This window comes from Mucilaginibacter celer (assembly GCF_003576455.2).
In the GTDB taxonomy this organism is placed as follows: Bacteria; Bacteroidota; Bacteroidia; order Sphingobacteriales; family Sphingobacteriaceae; genus Mucilaginibacter; species Mucilaginibacter celer.
In genome coordinates, this window is sequence record NZ_CP032869.1 from 2,136,738 (window position 1) to 2,150,897 (window position 14,160).

At 44.6% G+C, this 14,160-nt stretch carries 14 protein-coding genes, 1 other RNA gene and 1 pseudogene; 13 read left to right on the forward strand and 3 right to left on the reverse strand.

Features of this window, described 5'->3' with window-relative positions:
* The first annotated feature begins 36 nt into the window (after positions 1-36).
* The 12 genes and pseudogenes from HYN43_RS08475 to HYN43_RS30950 all read left to right on the forward strand — a co-directional run.
* Complete coding sequence (locus HYN43_RS08475; protein ID WP_119409030.1) at positions 37-2,034, forward strand: type IV secretion system DNA-binding domain-containing protein; 1,998 nt, start codon at positions 37-39, stop codon at positions 2,032-2,034.
* A 1-nt stretch (position 2,035) separates the two neighbouring features.
* A complete protein-coding gene (locus tag HYN43_RS08480) occupies positions 2,036-2,449 on the forward strand; it encodes a hypothetical protein (RefSeq protein ID WP_119409031.1) in 414 nt (137 codons plus the stop codon).
* 54 nt (positions 2,450-2,503) lie between these two features.
* A complete protein-coding gene (locus HYN43_RS08485; RefSeq protein ID WP_119409032.1) occupies positions 2,504-2,911 on the forward strand; it encodes a hypothetical protein in 408 nt (135 codons plus the stop codon).
* Positions 2,908-3,390 (forward strand): M23 family metallopeptidase, encoded by a 483-nt coding sequence (locus tag HYN43_RS08490; protein ID WP_119409033.1) that lies wholly within the window; start codon positions 2,908-2,910, stop codon positions 3,388-3,390. Before HYN43_RS08485 ends, HYN43_RS08490 begins: the two co-directional genes overlap by 4 nt.
* A complete protein-coding gene (locus HYN43_RS08495) occupies positions 3,329-4,504 on the forward strand; it encodes a zincin-like metallopeptidase domain-containing protein (protein WP_119409034.1) in 1,176 nt (391 codons plus the stop codon). The genes HYN43_RS08490 and HYN43_RS08495 overlap by 62 nt, the downstream gene beginning before the upstream one ends.
* A complete protein-coding gene (locus tag HYN43_RS08500) occupies positions 4,505-5,281 on the forward strand; it encodes a DUF4099 domain-containing protein (RefSeq protein WP_119409035.1) in 777 nt (258 codons plus the stop codon). It abuts the gene before it with no gap.
* Entirely contained in the window at positions 5,281-5,889 is a 609-nt protein-coding gene (locus HYN43_RS08505; RefSeq protein WP_119409036.1) for a hypothetical protein, read from the forward strand. Before HYN43_RS08500 ends, HYN43_RS08505 begins: the two co-directional genes overlap by 1 nt.
* Positions 5,861-6,322 carry a PH domain-containing protein gene (locus HYN43_RS08510; RefSeq protein ID WP_119409037.1) on the forward strand — a complete coding sequence of 154 codons (462 nt, stop codon included), beginning with the start codon at positions 5,861-5,863 and terminating at the stop codon, positions 6,320-6,322. The genes HYN43_RS08505 and HYN43_RS08510 overlap by 29 nt, the downstream gene beginning before the upstream one ends.
* A 46-nt stretch (positions 6,323-6,368) precedes the next feature.
* On the forward strand, positions 6,369-6,674 hold the full coding sequence (locus HYN43_RS08515; protein WP_119409038.1) for a hypothetical protein: 306 nt from the start codon (positions 6,369-6,371) through the stop codon (positions 6,672-6,674).
* Between the two features lie 114 nt (positions 6,675-6,788).
* Complete coding sequence (locus tag HYN43_RS08520; protein ID WP_119409039.1) at positions 6,789-7,400, forward strand: GNAT family N-acetyltransferase; 612 nt, start codon at positions 6,789-6,791, stop codon at positions 7,398-7,400.
* A 144-nt stretch (positions 7,401-7,544) separates the two neighbouring features.
* The gene (locus tag HYN43_RS08525; protein WP_162996385.1) at positions 7,545-7,820 is read left to right on the forward strand and encodes a hypothetical protein; all 276 of its coding nucleotides are present in this window, start codon (positions 7,545-7,547) and stop codon (positions 7,818-7,820) included.
* A pseudogene (locus HYN43_RS30950) lies at positions 7,804-8,742 on the forward strand (recombinase family protein); the annotation flags it as partial. The gene HYN43_RS08525 and the pseudogene HYN43_RS30950, both read left to right, overlap by 17 nt.
* A gap of 572 nt (positions 8,743-9,314) precedes the next feature.
* On the opposite strand, the gene ssrA reads toward HYN43_RS30950, so the two are convergent.
* From ssrA to HYN43_RS08545, 3 genes are all read right to left on the reverse strand, one after another.
* Positions 9,315-9,683: a transfer-messenger RNA gene (gene ssrA / locus HYN43_RS08535) on the reverse strand.
* A 122-nt stretch (positions 9,684-9,805) separates the two neighbouring features.
* Complete coding sequence (locus tag HYN43_RS08540) at positions 9,806-11,035, reverse strand: pyridoxal phosphate-dependent aminotransferase (RefSeq protein WP_119409041.1); 1,230 nt, start codon at positions 11,033-11,035, stop codon at positions 9,806-9,808.
* A gap of 134 nt (positions 11,036-11,169) precedes the next feature.
* Positions 11,170-11,568, reverse strand: a complete 399-nt coding sequence (locus HYN43_RS08545; RefSeq protein ID WP_119409042.1) for a DUF1573 domain-containing protein — start codon at positions 11,566-11,568, stop codon at positions 11,170-11,172.
* A 136-nt stretch (positions 11,569-11,704) separates the two neighbouring features.
* On the opposite strand from HYN43_RS08545, the gene HYN43_RS08550 reads away from it, so the two are divergent.
* A complete protein-coding gene (locus HYN43_RS08550) occupies positions 11,705-14,140 on the forward strand; it encodes an alpha-ketoacid dehydrogenase subunit alpha/beta (RefSeq protein WP_119409043.1) in 2,436 nt (811 codons plus the stop codon).
* The last annotated feature ends 20 nt before the right edge of the window (positions 14,141-14,160 follow it).

Consider the following 14,160-nt stretch of genomic DNA (forward strand, 5'->3'; position numbering starts at 1 on the left):
TGCCGGTGGTCTTTCTTATCTCCAACCTCTTAATTCATGGAGGAAACGCGTGAACAACAAAAACTGCATGGTTTTTTTCAATGCGGTATTTATGTCTCGATTTTACTGGAAGCAGCTATTTTTATTTACCCAGATGCGCCTTTCTGGGGCATTTTTCATACACCACTACATAAGCTTGGCCATCTTGTTTTTTATTCGACGCTCCTCTACAGCAAACTGACAACAATGGGACTCATTTGCCTGGTCAGTGTGGGGACGCTGGCAAAAAAGAAAATAGATTTCGATCCTAAAGTCTATATCGGTTACCCCCTTACGGTGGGTTTGTTATTGTTTTTCGGGAGCATGATATTTCCTGGGCGCGCTTCGCCGCTTGCATTCGCATATACAACAAGATATGACTTGCTGTACATGTGTTGTTCTTTTATCGGGGCAATAATGATCAGCACGGCGATGGACAATGTTTCCAAGCTGATCAGATCGGGACTGGGTAAGGATAAATGGAACTCGGAAGCGGAAAGTTTCATGCAGCCGGTTAAGAAAATTGAAACACCTTATTCGGTTAATATTCCGATGCTCTTTTACTACGGGGGACGGGTCCGAAAAGGCTGGATCAATATCTGCAATGTCTACAGATCAGTGATGCTTATTGGGACTCCGGGAAGTGGAAAATCGTTTAGTATTGTCAATCCCTTTATCAGGCAGCTGATTTTTAAACAGTTCTCTATATGCCTCTATGATTTCAAATTCCCCGACCTCGGCCAGATCGCTTATTACCACTATCTCCTTGGCAAACAGAACGGCAAACTGAAAGGCTTTGCTTTTCATGTGATCAATCTTAATGACATAGAGAAAAGCCGCCGCATCAATCCCTGGCGATCGGACTATATCCGGTCACTGGCCGACGCCGCCGAAACGGCCGAGGCGCTGGTAGAAGCCTTGAAAAAAGGTGACCGCTCGGGAGGCAGCGATCAGTTTTTCACCCAATCGGCAATTAATTTTCTGGCCTCATGCATCTACTTTATGAGTAAATACAAAGGAGGGATCTACTCAAGCTTTCCTCATGTGCTGGCGCTGCTCAATCGATCTTACGAGGAGATATTTAACGCCCTGATTTCAGAACCGGAGCTAAAATCGTTGCTTTCGCCGTTCATGACGGCCTATGATGCCAAAGCATTTAATCAACTGGAAGGCCAAATCGGTACGCTCAAGATCTTTATCAGCCGCCTGGCGACCAAGGAAACTTATTGGGTGTTCTCCGGGGACGATTTTAACCTGAAGATATCGGATAAAGAAAGTCCGGGTATTCTCGTATTGGCCAACGATCCCAATACGCAAAATATCAACTCCGCCTGTTATTCCATTGTCATTAACCGCCTCACCAAGCTGATCAATACGAAAGGGAATAATCCCTCAGCCCTGATCGTTGACGAAATGCCTACGCTGTTTGTGCACCGCGTTGAAAACCTCATCGCGACAGCAAGAAGCAATAAGGTTGCCGTATTGATGGGCCTGCAGGAGCTGCCCCAATTTCAGCAGCAATATGGGAAAGATACGGCTGCTACCATAACTGCCGTGGTCGGCACGGTGCTATCCGGCTCAGTCAGGAACAAGGAAACACTGGACTGGCTAGAGCGCCTGCTCGGGAAATCCAAACAGATCGGGGAGGGGCTTTCCATCGACCGCAATAAAACATCAACCTCCCTGAACGAAAAACTTGAAGCGTTGATTCCGGCAGGAAAGATCGCATCTCTTAATGCGGGCGAACTGGTTGGCATGGTAGCGGCCGATGCCAAAGAAGAATATACCGGAAAATTCGAAACCTCTGCGATAAACTGCCGGGTTAACCTCAACCTCAAAGAAATCCGAAAGGAAGAGCAGGCTTACCGGCCATTGCCCTCTTTCTACGATTTTAACGGGAAAGCAGACGAAAAACTGCGCCGCAATTTCGACAGGATCAGCCGTGAAATCCACGAGATGGTCATGGCTTTCAAGCCCCCGGCTACTTCGGGAATGGTAAAAACCACATTGAACTAAAATGATACCAGATCAGGAATTGAATGGAAAGATCGTGATGATGAACCCAAAGATGTGGGCAGAGCACTCGGATGAAGCGGGCGTTATCGGGCAAATAACCAAAGCGGATACCAGACGGGACGATTTCTTTGTGGATTACGGCGGGACCAAAGAACATTGGCATGGTGCGAATGCCCTGCTTGCATTAAGAAAATCTACGGAGATATATGACCTGCTCCGGGATAAACCACATACGCTATCCGTAAATGATTTTAAAGATCTTAAAAATATAGCACTCCTGCTGGACTACGGAACAATAAAACATCATCGCACAGCGATGGAACTGGTTGTCAAAAATGAGCATATCCGCGATGCTGCCACCATCCGGCTGGACTTGTTGCTCGGCATTGACCGCCAGCCGGGTATGGAACGTTGAAGCCCCGCCGCACCGGATCGCCTCCTCTCATAGATAAATTAAAAACACAAAGTAATGAAGAACGAAAATCTGAACGGTACTCCGGTATTGGTAAAGCCGGTACCAGGAAATGATACAGGACAAGCGACTGCGCTCATCGGCGTGTTGACCTATACCAGGTCCGCCTCTGAAAACTATGTTCGTTTTCCGGGCGGAGGTGAAGCTTACTACCATGCAAACGAAATATCTCAACTAAAAGATAAGCAAAAGGTATTCAATGATCTGAATAAGAACGGTTCTTCGATGGAAATCGCCGATTTCAAAGCGATGTATAAAGTGATGCTCTTACAGGACCGGGGAACTTCGCAGGCTTTAATTGCCGCACTGGCCATCGCGCGTGACAACCCTGGTATGCAGGACCGGGTTCTTGAACCGCTGATACCTCAACAAAGGCAGGAAATAGACACCGCTGTTGGCCGATGAAAGCTTATGTATGCATTTTAATGCTTTGCCTTCCGTTAAGACATCTGCATATCAATTCGGCCTTTGGCTACCGTGTAAACCCGGTGACAGGAAAGTATCAGCTGCATGGTGGAGTTGACCTTCAAGCCCGCCGCGATACAGTCTTCGCCATTCTTAATGGCACTGTCCGGTCCGCCGGATTTAACAATGACCTGGGATTTAACATTTGCCTGCAACATGGAAATATTCAATCTACCTACGGCCATCTCAGGGAGATTATGGTCGGTACGAAAGATAGTGTCAGGGCGGGACAACCCATCGGTATTTCCGGTTCCTCAGGACGGGTGACAGGAGAACACCTGCATTTCTGCCTGAAGTATAGAGGAAGACCAATAGATCCTATCAATTTTTTATATGAACTGCTAATCAAAAAGGAAAATGAGCAAAAACTTCAAATCACTTCCGGTTCAGCTTTCGGAGAAGCTGATCACGGAAATTAAAGAGGGTAAACCCCTTTTTCAGAAACCGGTAAAAGAGAATGGTATGCCGGCCTTTGTAAAACCGCTTAATCCCTCAACAGGAAAGGGCTACAGTGCTATGAATGCGCTGATCCTGGGTATGAAACGGTATGATGATCCACGATGGTTAACCGCCGATGCTGCACGATTTGCCGGAAGCTGGGTCAAGGAAGGGGAGAAGGGTACGATGATTGAGTTCCAGAAAACGAGTGATATACAAGCGATACGCACAGCGGAAGGACAAAAGATCAAGGACGGAGCAGGAGTTACACAAACGAAAACCGTGGAATTCGACAAACCTCAGTCAACTAAATCTTTTCTTTTCAATGCAGAACAAATGAAGGATGTTACCCCCCTGAAGGATTTTTTGGCCAGGCAACAGGAAGGCGATACACTTACACCTTTGCAAAAAGCGGAAAAATTGATTGCGGATAGCAAGGCTGTAATCATTGAAGGAGGGCAGGAAGCTTATTATGACAAAATAAGGGATGCCATATTTGTTCCGGAAAAAAGTCATTTTGAAAATGAGACCAAATATGCCCAGGCGGTGATACACCAACTTTCTCACTGGGCGGGGCATGAAAGCCGCCTCAACAGGCCAATGGAGGGTAAATTCGGCTCCATGGAATACGCAAAGGAGGAAATGCGGGCAGCGATCGCAGCTATTATCATCGGAGGTGAACTGAAAGTCGGTCATAACTTCGGCCACCAGGCTGCATACATGAACAATTTTACTAAGATCCTCCGGGAGGATCCATTCGAAATTGCCAAAGCTTCACGCGACGCACAGAAAATAGCTAACCTGCTTTTGGGAACCAACCTAAAACGCGAACAGAAACAGCAGACTGAAGTCGCTTTTAAACAGGGAGACCGGATAGATTATATGGACACTACCTATAAAGTGCTGGAAACCTATAAAAATAAAAGCATTCGCGTAGAGGATAGCGATGGTGCACGTAAAACGCTGAAACCCGACTATGGCCTGTATAAGTCGCTCCTGGAAGCCAAACGAGACCCTCTGGGTAACGGCCAGGCTATTGATCAGACTAAGTCACAATCAACAACAACTGAACAAGAATTTCAACTGGAAAGATAGATGAACCTCTTAAATTTTAAAGAAAAGGATCTTCCGGTCAAAGACCTGGAAACCATCGGCCTCGCTTCGGATGGCCAGCTACTTTTAAATGTTGACGATCTGAAAGCACTGCTTTCCGGGCGCCGCACAGAACTACTTGAATTGCATGACCTACAAGCTGAAAATCTCAGGATCAAATCCCTGCATGCCAAAATCTCCCTGAAAATGAACGAGAGCGGAAAGACCGACCTGATGATCCATCCAATATACCATACGCCCTTAGTACCTGATTTTCTGACAGAGAACGAGGCGCAGCGCTTAGAGAAAGGAGAGGTACAAAACCTCTTGCGGATATTGCAGGACGATAAAGGGAATAAAACGGAATTGCTGGTCGAGTATGATGCGGAAACCAGGGAGTTCATTGTCTCGGATACTGAAAAGATCCTGGCACCGGATATGGTGAACAATGAATTCCTGACACCCGCCCAAAAAGAAAATTATCGGAAGGGAAAAGAAGTGCAGATCGCAGACGGCACAAGGTTCAACTATTCAGGGACCGACCGCCAAGGCATTCGGTCAGACAGGCTTGCGCTTGTAGCCTCTGTACTGATGGATGGCGGGCTTTCATATATGATCTACAAAGGGCTCAATGCTTTGTTCAACAAAAAGCGGGATGAGAAGACCGCCGGAAGGCTGAGCCCCGGATATTACGCGGCAATAAGGGACGTAGAAGATCAGAGGTCCGGCCCTCCAAATCAGGCCGAACGCTCTTATTCCCGTAACGAATTTTCGCGCTGATGCCAATTGTCCTCTCGGATCTCGAAATTTCCACGGAAGTCCGCTGCTTTTTTGCTTTGACAACTGAGGCTGTTTTTGACTATGGCAATGATAGGGAGTCTTTCGACGAAAAAGGTCACCGGGTTCCCTCTACCCGGAATGTCTGGCTAGGTGGAAACCGGCATGCACAGACTTTGATCGTCGTTTATTCGGTCGTCGAAGCTGTCGCAATGCTGACCATAAACTTTCAGCGCTTCAGTAATCTTGACAATTTGGCAGTGATCGCCCTGGGAACGCGGGTGCGTAGAGAACAAATGGATTGGATCAGACAGGCTTTTCCGCGGCGAAAAATCGTTCTTGCTTTCGGGAATGACCTGGCTGCCCGGATAACTGATATAAAAGCTGCCGCCTGGCTGCAGCAACATTACGTGCGCATAAGCTACCATGATCAGCTGGTCACCATTTCCAAGAATGAAACTACTCGTTTTTTCAATGCAGAATCACTGACCCTGGTGGCTTATAAGCGCATGTTTGGCATCAGGAATAACTTCCGGACAATGAAACCGAAGCTCTTCAATACTTTTTTAGAACAAATCAAATATGATGCATCACGAAGACATACAGATTAAACCGGCAAAGATTTTCGCATTGATAAAAGCGCTACCATATCTGCTTGCCGCAATCGCATTGTTACTTTTGGCATGGCGGTTTTCTCCCTGCTTAATTTGGTTGAGCCTTGCTGCCTGCAACATGGCCCTGTACAAGTTATGCCTGATCCGTTGCCGTCGCTTCCTTATCTCCGGTGAATTTATCCGGGTAACAACAGGGATTCTTTTTAAACGCACGGATCAGCTGGAGATGTTCAGGATCAAAGATTTTATCGTTACACAATCTTTGCTTTTTCAGGTTTTCAAACTCATGGACCTGACTTTGATTACAAGCGATGCCACCAGCAAGGTTTGCCGACTGACCGGTATACCCGCCTCTGATCTTTTAGATACCATAAGAATGCGGGTTCAGGATGCCAGGAAGAATAATGCCATCTGGGAAATAGTAGATTAAAACTTGGTTGTTACTAAATTATTTAGTAAATTTATCACATTGATTTATGAAAGCGATTATCAGAAATGTTTTATTGGCTTGCCTAATTTCTACTTTTGCGTTATTTGGCGCATTGGGCAATAGTCAGCAATCCCGCATCCATAGCAAACAAACTGTTATTGCAAAGCATCAAGAGCCATTTATGACTGAAAGGAGAAAGGAAACATTGACTTGCCTTTCAGTAGCCATTCTTGCCTGGGTATTCTGCTTTTGGCGCTGTGCTGCTATTAACCGGAGGCTTGCCATAGAAAGGGAATATCAGCGCAGATTTAATGACTACATGCGCAATTCTGCATTTTATCGTCAATTTTAAATTCATGGTTCCTGAAGGATTAACGCACTTTTCGATCGAAACCATTTAGAATTATCCTCCAAACAAAAATCATTCCCGCAACAAGATTGTTTTTTAAAACAATTTCTCTCTTCTATGCTTAATGTCATTGCGATTAAAATGCATTTCCCTATATATTCGCAACCTATGCTGGAGCCTGTTCATCTTGAAAACGATACATTACTTATTCAATCCTTTAACGCCCTCGATTTTCAACGATGGCCGACTATGGTAAGCGACATTTATGCGATCCTTTCGGACAAACAATCTTTAAAATACTTGCCGTTTAAAAGACTAAACTCCATTGACGACGCGGATACTTTATTAAAAAATGCATTGATAAGTCTTCATTGCGGAAGAAATTATCTTCATTTTATTCGTAAAAAGGAAGACGGTCGCATCATCGGAATCATTGATATTATTTCGCCGGACCTGGCCAGGGAACACTACGATTTAAAGCAGTATCCCTATTTTATCGAGTTCTGTCTTAAAACAGAATATGCCAGCAAAAAGCTCATGTCATCACTTTTACCGATGTTTCTGGAATCGCTAATCAGCCAGCAAATAGGCGATATAGCAGCTGTTGTAAACAGGCGGAACATTGCAGCTCAAAAAGTCCTGCAACGTTCCGGATTTAGCTATCATAACTTTTTTGATCCTACGCAGGATATTTACCGTTTTCGGCCAGCAAAATTTATTGCTGCCTAACCTGTATACAGGGATTTAATAACTACTCACGAATCCTAAAAAATGTCCCGCCGGAGCTAAAGGCTCTGTTTTCGGTGACTTCGCTTTTATGTGTCCCCAGATTTCGAATGGCTTATTCACTGCCAGTTCGACAAGTTAATCCTCATGCCGTTTCCAGTTGGTCCGGATTGTTTTTTATCTGAGCTGTTGACAATCGGCCAATTCTTTATTTTATTAAAAATGGGTGGTAAAAGAAAAATCGCTACGCCTCCGGGCGAGAAGAAACGTATTTATCGAAGAAAGGCCCGTCTGGATCTTGACGAACAAATTGTAACACATTTTACAGAAAATGAGTTGGAAAAAGAAACAGAATTGCTAAATTTAATAGCAGAAATAATTGTAAATGCGACTTTAAGAGAATTATATGAAACGGGCAATTAGATATTTACGATTTAGTCATTTAGGGCAAAGTAATGGTTCAATCGAACGTCAGGAGCTCTATACTGATCAGTGGGTCAAAAATAATAATGTTCTACTTGTGGATACTTTCACGGACAGAGGACATAGTGCCAAGACTTTTGACCGGCCTGACTTTAAGAAGCTTCAGGAATTTATTAAAAAACATCAGGGCCATGTTGACTACCTGATCGTAGACCAGTTGGATCGCTTTAGCCGGGATGCAGGCGAGGCAATGACTCTTGTAAAAAATTATCAGCGGCAATATCGCATTCAAATAGTGAGCGTTACTGAGGGTATAATCTTCGATTACGATACCCCCGGCAGCTATTTCAGAACAGGTTTGCAACTGTTGCTCGCCGAAGAAGATAATATCAATCGGAGTATTAAAATCCGGGGCGGAAATTATACCGCCAGAGCCAAGGAAGGGCGTTTTCTGAGCAACGTGCCTCCGTTTGGATATAGAAAAGTTGGGGAGGGAAAAGACAGGACCCTTGAAGTTGATGAAGAGCAAGCTAAGATAGTACATTATATATTTCAGTCCTTTTTGAGGGATGTTCCTTTGGTAATCATCAAAGAGCAATCGAAATCAATGGGTTTCAACAGAGGTGGAAATTCGGCTGTCGAGAAAGTACTGGCTAATCCTGCATATGCAGGAATGGTGCGTGCGAAGCCTTTTAAGGAACACCCCGGAGGCTTATTTCCCGCCCGGCATGAGCCATTAATTGACAAAATGACCTGGCAGATAGTTCAGCAGAAGTTAGAAAAGCCGGACAGGAGCAAAAAAACTTTAGACGATGAAATTCCATTAAGGGGTATTCTTAAATGTCACTGTGGTCAGCCACTTACCGGTGCCCCCTCCAGGGGAAAGGCCGGCAATTGGTATTATTACTATAAGTGCAAACATTCGAAGCATAATAACATAAGCGCAATTAAGGCTCATGATCAGTTCCAACAGATCCTGGAGTATATCAGCTTGACTAATTCACAAATTAATAGAATTAAAGATACTGCCGATGAATCATTAGAAAACAGGCTCAAACAACAACGGGAAACCATTAATCAAAAAAAATCGGAGCTGGCAACATTGGAAGAAAAATTGCATTCATTGGAAGAAAAATGGATTGGTAACCAGATCGGTCGTGATACCTATGAGCGTTGGTCATCGACCTATAACACCGAGATATTTGCAATTAAAGCTTATCTAGAGCGGTATGCGCGAAACCAAGATCAGGGTTATAAAATTCTTAAAAAGCATTTACATCAATTAGGTGACCTGAAATCTGTTTATAATCAGTCAGATACGATTGAGAAAAGAGTTTTGGTTTCTAAGGTGTTCGACAGCAATTTGTACTACAAAAACGGTATCTATCGAACACCTACACTGGTACCCGTTCTTGCACATAACGAACTGATAATGAGAGATAAAGAGCTGTTGATAATAGACAAAAAAAGGGATTTTCCTGAGAAAATCCCTTCGGGTGGAGCCGGAGGGATTCGAACCCTCGTCCAAACATGGTATAAGGTAAGCTTTCTACATGCTTAGCTTCTGTTTAATTGTAGGGAAGGGGAAGGTCAGTCGCTTACCTGTACCGTCTTCCTTAGGTGCTTTATCTTATTCGCTTATCACACCCTAAGCAAACCAGTTTCGTTTTTCGATGCCCCGGTTGCCGATCCAACAAAACAGAAAACCGGCGGGACAAAAGCTATGCTAATTCTAAATTAGGCAGCTAAGGCGTAGTTATTTTCGCCATTTGTAAGTTTGAGCGTTCAGATTAAAGCGCTAATTCACCCAACGCGCTGCATGCTTACCTACTTATCTCCATCCTGTCAATTCCGGTCGACCCCATTTTTTGAGCTTGCAGTAGCCGGTGGGCAGTTTGCAGTAAAGCGGTTACAAATATACAGATTTTGTTTTCAGTTTACAGCAGGCAGCTTATATTGTTTAAGCTGCCTGCTATATTTTTCTTTTACAAACTGCCAACTGATAACTGCTCACTGCCAACTGTACGGCCCGGATAAACTTTCAAAGCTTCTTCCAAACAGGCCATGGCTTTGGCAAGGTCATCATTGTTTAAAACGTATGCCATACGCACTTCGTTAGCTCCCGCGCCCGGTGTACTATAAAAACCGGTGGCCGGTGCCATCATCACAGTTTCATTATTTAAGCTGAAGGTTTCCAGCATCCATTGGCAAAATTTATCAGCATTATCTATAGGTAGTTTGGCTACCACATAAAATGCACCTCCCGGGTTAGGGCAGTAAACGCCATCCATTTTGTTCAATGCGGCAACTAACGTATCACGGCGGCTGGTATATTCTTTATTTACCGCTTCAAAATAGCTATCGGGGGTATCAACTGCTGCCTCGCCTGCAATTTGTTCAACCATACCTGCGCTTAAGCGGGCCTGGGCAAATTTTAACGCAGTTGTACGTAGCTCTTTATTTTTGGTGATCATGCAGCCTAAGCGGGCACCGCACGCACTGTAGCGCTTGCTCACCGTATCCATCACAACCACATTCTCTTCCAATCCATCCAGATGCATGGGCGAAATAAACGTGCGGCCATCGTAGCAAAATTCGCGGTAAGCCTCGTCCGAAAACAGGTACAGATCATGTTTTAAAACCAACTCCTTCAACGCGTCCATTTCTTCTTTCGAGTATAGGTAGCCCGTTGGATTGTTTGGGTTACAGATTATGATGGCTTTGGTTTTCTCTGTGATCAGTTTTTCAAACTCGCTGACAGGAGGGAGCGCGAAGCCATTATCGATATAGGATAAAATCGGTTTCACCACAATATCGCCCTGGCTGGCAAAGCCATTATAATTGGCATAAAAAGGTTCAGGAATAATCACCTCATCGCCCGAATCAAGGCAGGCCATCATAGCAATGGTGATGGCTTCCGAACCTCCGGTGGTTACAATAATATCATCAGGCGTAATGCCGTAACCGATTTTATTATAATATTCGGTAAGTTTTTTACGATAGCTTAGTGTGCCCTCACTTGGAGTATAAGCCCAAACTTTAAAATCGATGTTTTTAATGGCGCTAAGCATCCCATCTGGAGTAGCAATATCAGGTTGCCCGATATTGAGGTGATACACCTTTTTCCCGTCCTGCTTGGCTTTATCAGCGTAAGGTGTTAGCTTACGTATCGGTGATGCGGGCATCCGTTGCCCTTTGTCAGATATTTTTGGCATCCTGCAAAATTACTAAAAATGCAATAATGGTTATGTAAAACCTTTGTAAACGAAAAAAGACCCGGTTTCGGGTCTTTTTAAATATTATTTAAATATCCCCGGCTGATATAGGCGGGATATATCAGTATACAAGTTTACTTGCTTGCCGCGGGTTTAGCTACAACTTCGCCAATAATGTTCAAATATTTCTCTGGTGTTACCGCGTTCGATTTAACCACGATAGTTTTGTTAAATGGCTGTGCAGCAGCAGCGTTGTAAGTAATTTTAATTACACCTTTATCACCGCTTTTTACCGGGGTTTTAGTGTAATCGGCAATGGTGCAACCGCAGGTTGGCCTTACTTCTGTTAAAATAAGCGGCTCTTTACCTACGTTTGTAAATTCAAATACGGTAGTAACCGGTGTGCCTTGCGGAATTTTGCCGAAGTCGTGTTTTTCTTCGTTAAATTTGAACTCAGCTTTACCGCTATCTTGTGCCGAGGCGGTAAAGGCAAAGCCTAATATTACCGCGCAAATCATTAATATCTTTTTCATATGTTATATTTGATTATTACAAATATAAAAGGTTTAATGTAATTACAAAACTATTACTCAAACTCCGGGTTTTATCTGTTAGTTTGCCAAATACAAAATAGAATTTTATACTTTTACCGTCTAAACAAAATTTTATATGCCTGAAACTACAACACGAGCTACCAGCAAATTTACCGCTGCCGAGCTCAGTTTTGATGATTTCAAGAAGATTGTTATTGATGATTATCGTATTGGTTATGAGAGCCGTCAGGCCAGTTTAATCGGTCGCCGCGAAGTACTAACGGGCAAGGCAAAGTTCGGTATTTTTGGTGATGGGAAAGAGGTTGCACAGCTGGCTATGGCCAAAGCTTTTCGTGCCGGCGACTGGCGCGCGGGCTATTACCGCGACCAAACTTTTATGTTTGCCACAGGCATGAGCAACCTAAAAGAGTTTTTTGCGCAGCTTTATGCCAACCCCGATATCGAAAAAGATCCGGCTTCGGGCGGCAGGCAAATGAACTGTCATTATGCTACCCGTTTTGTAAATACTGATGGCAGTTGGGTTAACCAGGCCGAAACGATGAACAGCTCATCGGATATATCTACCACGGCCGGGCAAATCCCTCGTTTGTTGGGTTTGGCTTACGCGTCAAAATTATATCGCCAAAATAAAGAGCTTGATTACCTGAAACAGTTTTCGGTTAATGGTAATGAGGTTGCTTTTGGCAGCGTAGGCAACGGTGCAACTTCCGAAGGTTCATTTTTCGAAACTTTTAACGCTGCAGGCGTGTTGCAGGTGCCTATGGCGCTTTCTATATGGGATGATGCCTATGCCATTTCGGTTCCGGCAAGCCTGCAAACTACCAAAGAGGATATCTCGGAAGTATTGAAAGGCTTTCAGCGTGAAAACGGCAGCAATGGTTACGAGATCTTTAAAGTACGGGGATGGGATTATATTGCCCTTTGCGAAACTTACGAGCGGGCTATTAACATTTGCCGCGAAGAACATGTTCCGGTACTGATCCACGTTACCGAAATGACGCAGCCGCAGGGGCATTCAACTTCAGGTTCGCACGAGCGCTATAAAAGCAGGGAGCGCCTGGCCTGGGAAGAGGAGCACGACTGCCTGCTTAAAATGCGCGAATGGATGATAGCCTCGGCCATTATTACCGAAATTGAACTTGAGGAACTTGAAGGCGAGGCTAAGCGTTACGTACGCGAATGCCAGCGCGAAGCCGCAAACGAACTTGCCGTAGTTCTGAAAGCGGAGATTGAAGAAGCCGCTAATTTGATAGATCAGTTTGCTGAAACCGTACCGGCAAAAAAAGATGCTGTATTAGCAACTTCTGCAACTTTACGATCTGCCTTTGATGCCGGCAGGCGCGAGATCTTTACAGCCATCCGCAAAACTTTACGTTTAACAACGCACGAAAATAATGCCGAACGCCAGCGTTTAACTGATTGGCTAAAAGCCGAAAAAGATAAAAACACCGAGCGTTATAACTCGAAATTATTCACTGGTACTCCGCAATCACCTCTGTATGTGCCGGTTGTGCCTGCTATCTATAATGATGATTCAAAAGTAATGGATGGCCGTGAAGTGCTTAACGCCGCTTTTGATGCCAACTTTGCCCGCGATAAGAGCATCGTAGCCTTTGGCGAGGATTTAGGTATGATAGGCGATGTAAACCAGGGCTTTGCCGGTTTGCAGGCCAAATATGGCGACATCCGCATCAGCGATACCGGCATCCGCGAAACCAGTATTATTGGGCAGGGCATGGGCCTTGCCATGCGTGGTTTACGCCCGATAGCCGAGATTCAGTACCTGGATTACCTGATCTACGCTATTACGATCATTAGTGATGATATTGCCAGCCTAAGCTACCGTACTATGGGCGGCCAAAAGGCACCTTTAATTATCCGCACCCGTGGCCACAGGCTGGAGGGTATCTGGCATTCAGGCTCGCCGATGAGTGTTATTTTGGGTTCGATGCGCGGTTTTCATATCTGCGTGCCGCGCAACATGACACAGGCTGCCGGTATGTACAATACTTTATTGAGGGGGGATGAGCCTGCATTGGTTGTTGAATGCCTTAATGGTTACCGCCTGAAAGAGAAATTGCCTGCCAACGTTGGCGAATTCACTGTTCCTTTGGGCAAGGCCGAAATTTTGCGTGAAGGTCCAGACATTACAGTTGTATCCTATGGCTCAACGTTACGCATTGTTCAGGAAGCATCAGAAGAGCTTGCAGCTATGGGGATCAATATTGAAATTATCGACCCTCAAACTTTATATCCGTTTGATACAGAGAGTATTTGTGGTGCTTCGTTAAAGAAAACCAGCAAGTTGTTGGTTGTTGATGAAGATCTTCCCGGAGCAGGCTCTGCCTATATCCTTCAAAAAATACTGGAAGCCCAAAGCGGATATTATTCATTGGATGCACAGCCGAAAACATTAACTGCCAAAGAGCATAGGCCGCCTTATGGCTCAGATGGTGATTACTTTAGCAAGCCATCTGTTGATGATGTGATCGAGACTGTTTACGCCATGATGAACGAGGCTAATCCGTCAAAATATCCGGCCATCTATTAAATAATTATTGAATTAGTGAG

What these genes read in the sequence shown, in the direction of transcription:
- HYN43_RS08495 (WP_119409034.1), top strand. Translation starts at nt 3,329, where the DNA reads ATGAGCAAAAACTTCAAATCACTTCCGGTTCAGCTTTCGGAGAAGCTG.
- HYN43_RS08510 (WP_119409037.1), top strand. Translation starts at nt 5,861, where the DNA reads ATGATGCATCACGAAGACATACAGATTAAACCGGCAAAGATTTTCGCA.
- HYN43_RS08515 (WP_119409038.1), top strand. Translation starts at nt 6,369, where the DNA reads ATGAAAGCGATTATCAGAAATGTTTTATTGGCTTGCCTAATTTCTACT.
- HYN43_RS08490 (WP_119409033.1), top strand. Translation starts at nt 2,908, where the DNA reads ATGAAAGCTTATGTATGCATTTTAATGCTTTGCCTTCCGTTAAGACAT.
- HYN43_RS08525 (WP_162996385.1), top strand. Translation starts at nt 7,545, where the DNA reads ATGCCGTTTCCAGTTGGTCCGGATTGTTTTTTATCTGAGCTGTTGACA.
- HYN43_RS08485 (WP_119409032.1), top strand. Translation starts at nt 2,504, where the DNA reads ATGAAGAACGAAAATCTGAACGGTACTCCGGTATTGGTAAAGCCGGTA.
- HYN43_RS08540 (WP_119409041.1), bottom strand. Translation starts at nt 11,035, where the DNA reads ATGCCAAAAATATCTGACAAAGGGCAACGGATGCCCGCATCACCGATA.
- HYN43_RS08500 (WP_119409035.1), top strand. Translation starts at nt 4,505, where the DNA reads ATGAACCTCTTAAATTTTAAAGAAAAGGATCTTCCGGTCAAAGACCTG.
- HYN43_RS08475 (WP_119409030.1), top strand. Translation starts at nt 37, where the DNA reads ATGGAGGAAACGCGTGAACAACAAAAACTGCATGGTTTTTTTCAATGC.
- HYN43_RS08480 (WP_119409031.1), top strand. Translation starts at nt 2,036, where the DNA reads ATGATACCAGATCAGGAATTGAATGGAAAGATCGTGATGATGAACCCA.
- HYN43_RS08545 (WP_119409042.1), bottom strand. Translation starts at nt 11,568, where the DNA reads ATGAAAAAGATATTAATGATTTGCGCGGTAATATTAGGCTTTGCCTTT.
- HYN43_RS08520 (WP_119409039.1), top strand. Translation starts at nt 6,789, where the DNA reads ATGCTTAATGTCATTGCGATTAAAATGCATTTCCCTATATATTCGCAA.
- HYN43_RS08550 (WP_119409043.1), top strand. Translation starts at nt 11,705, where the DNA reads ATGCCTGAAACTACAACACGAGCTACCAGCAAATTTACCGCTGCCGAG.
- HYN43_RS08505 (WP_119409036.1), top strand. Translation starts at nt 5,281, where the DNA reads ATGCCAATTGTCCTCTCGGATCTCGAAATTTCCACGGAAGTCCGCTGC.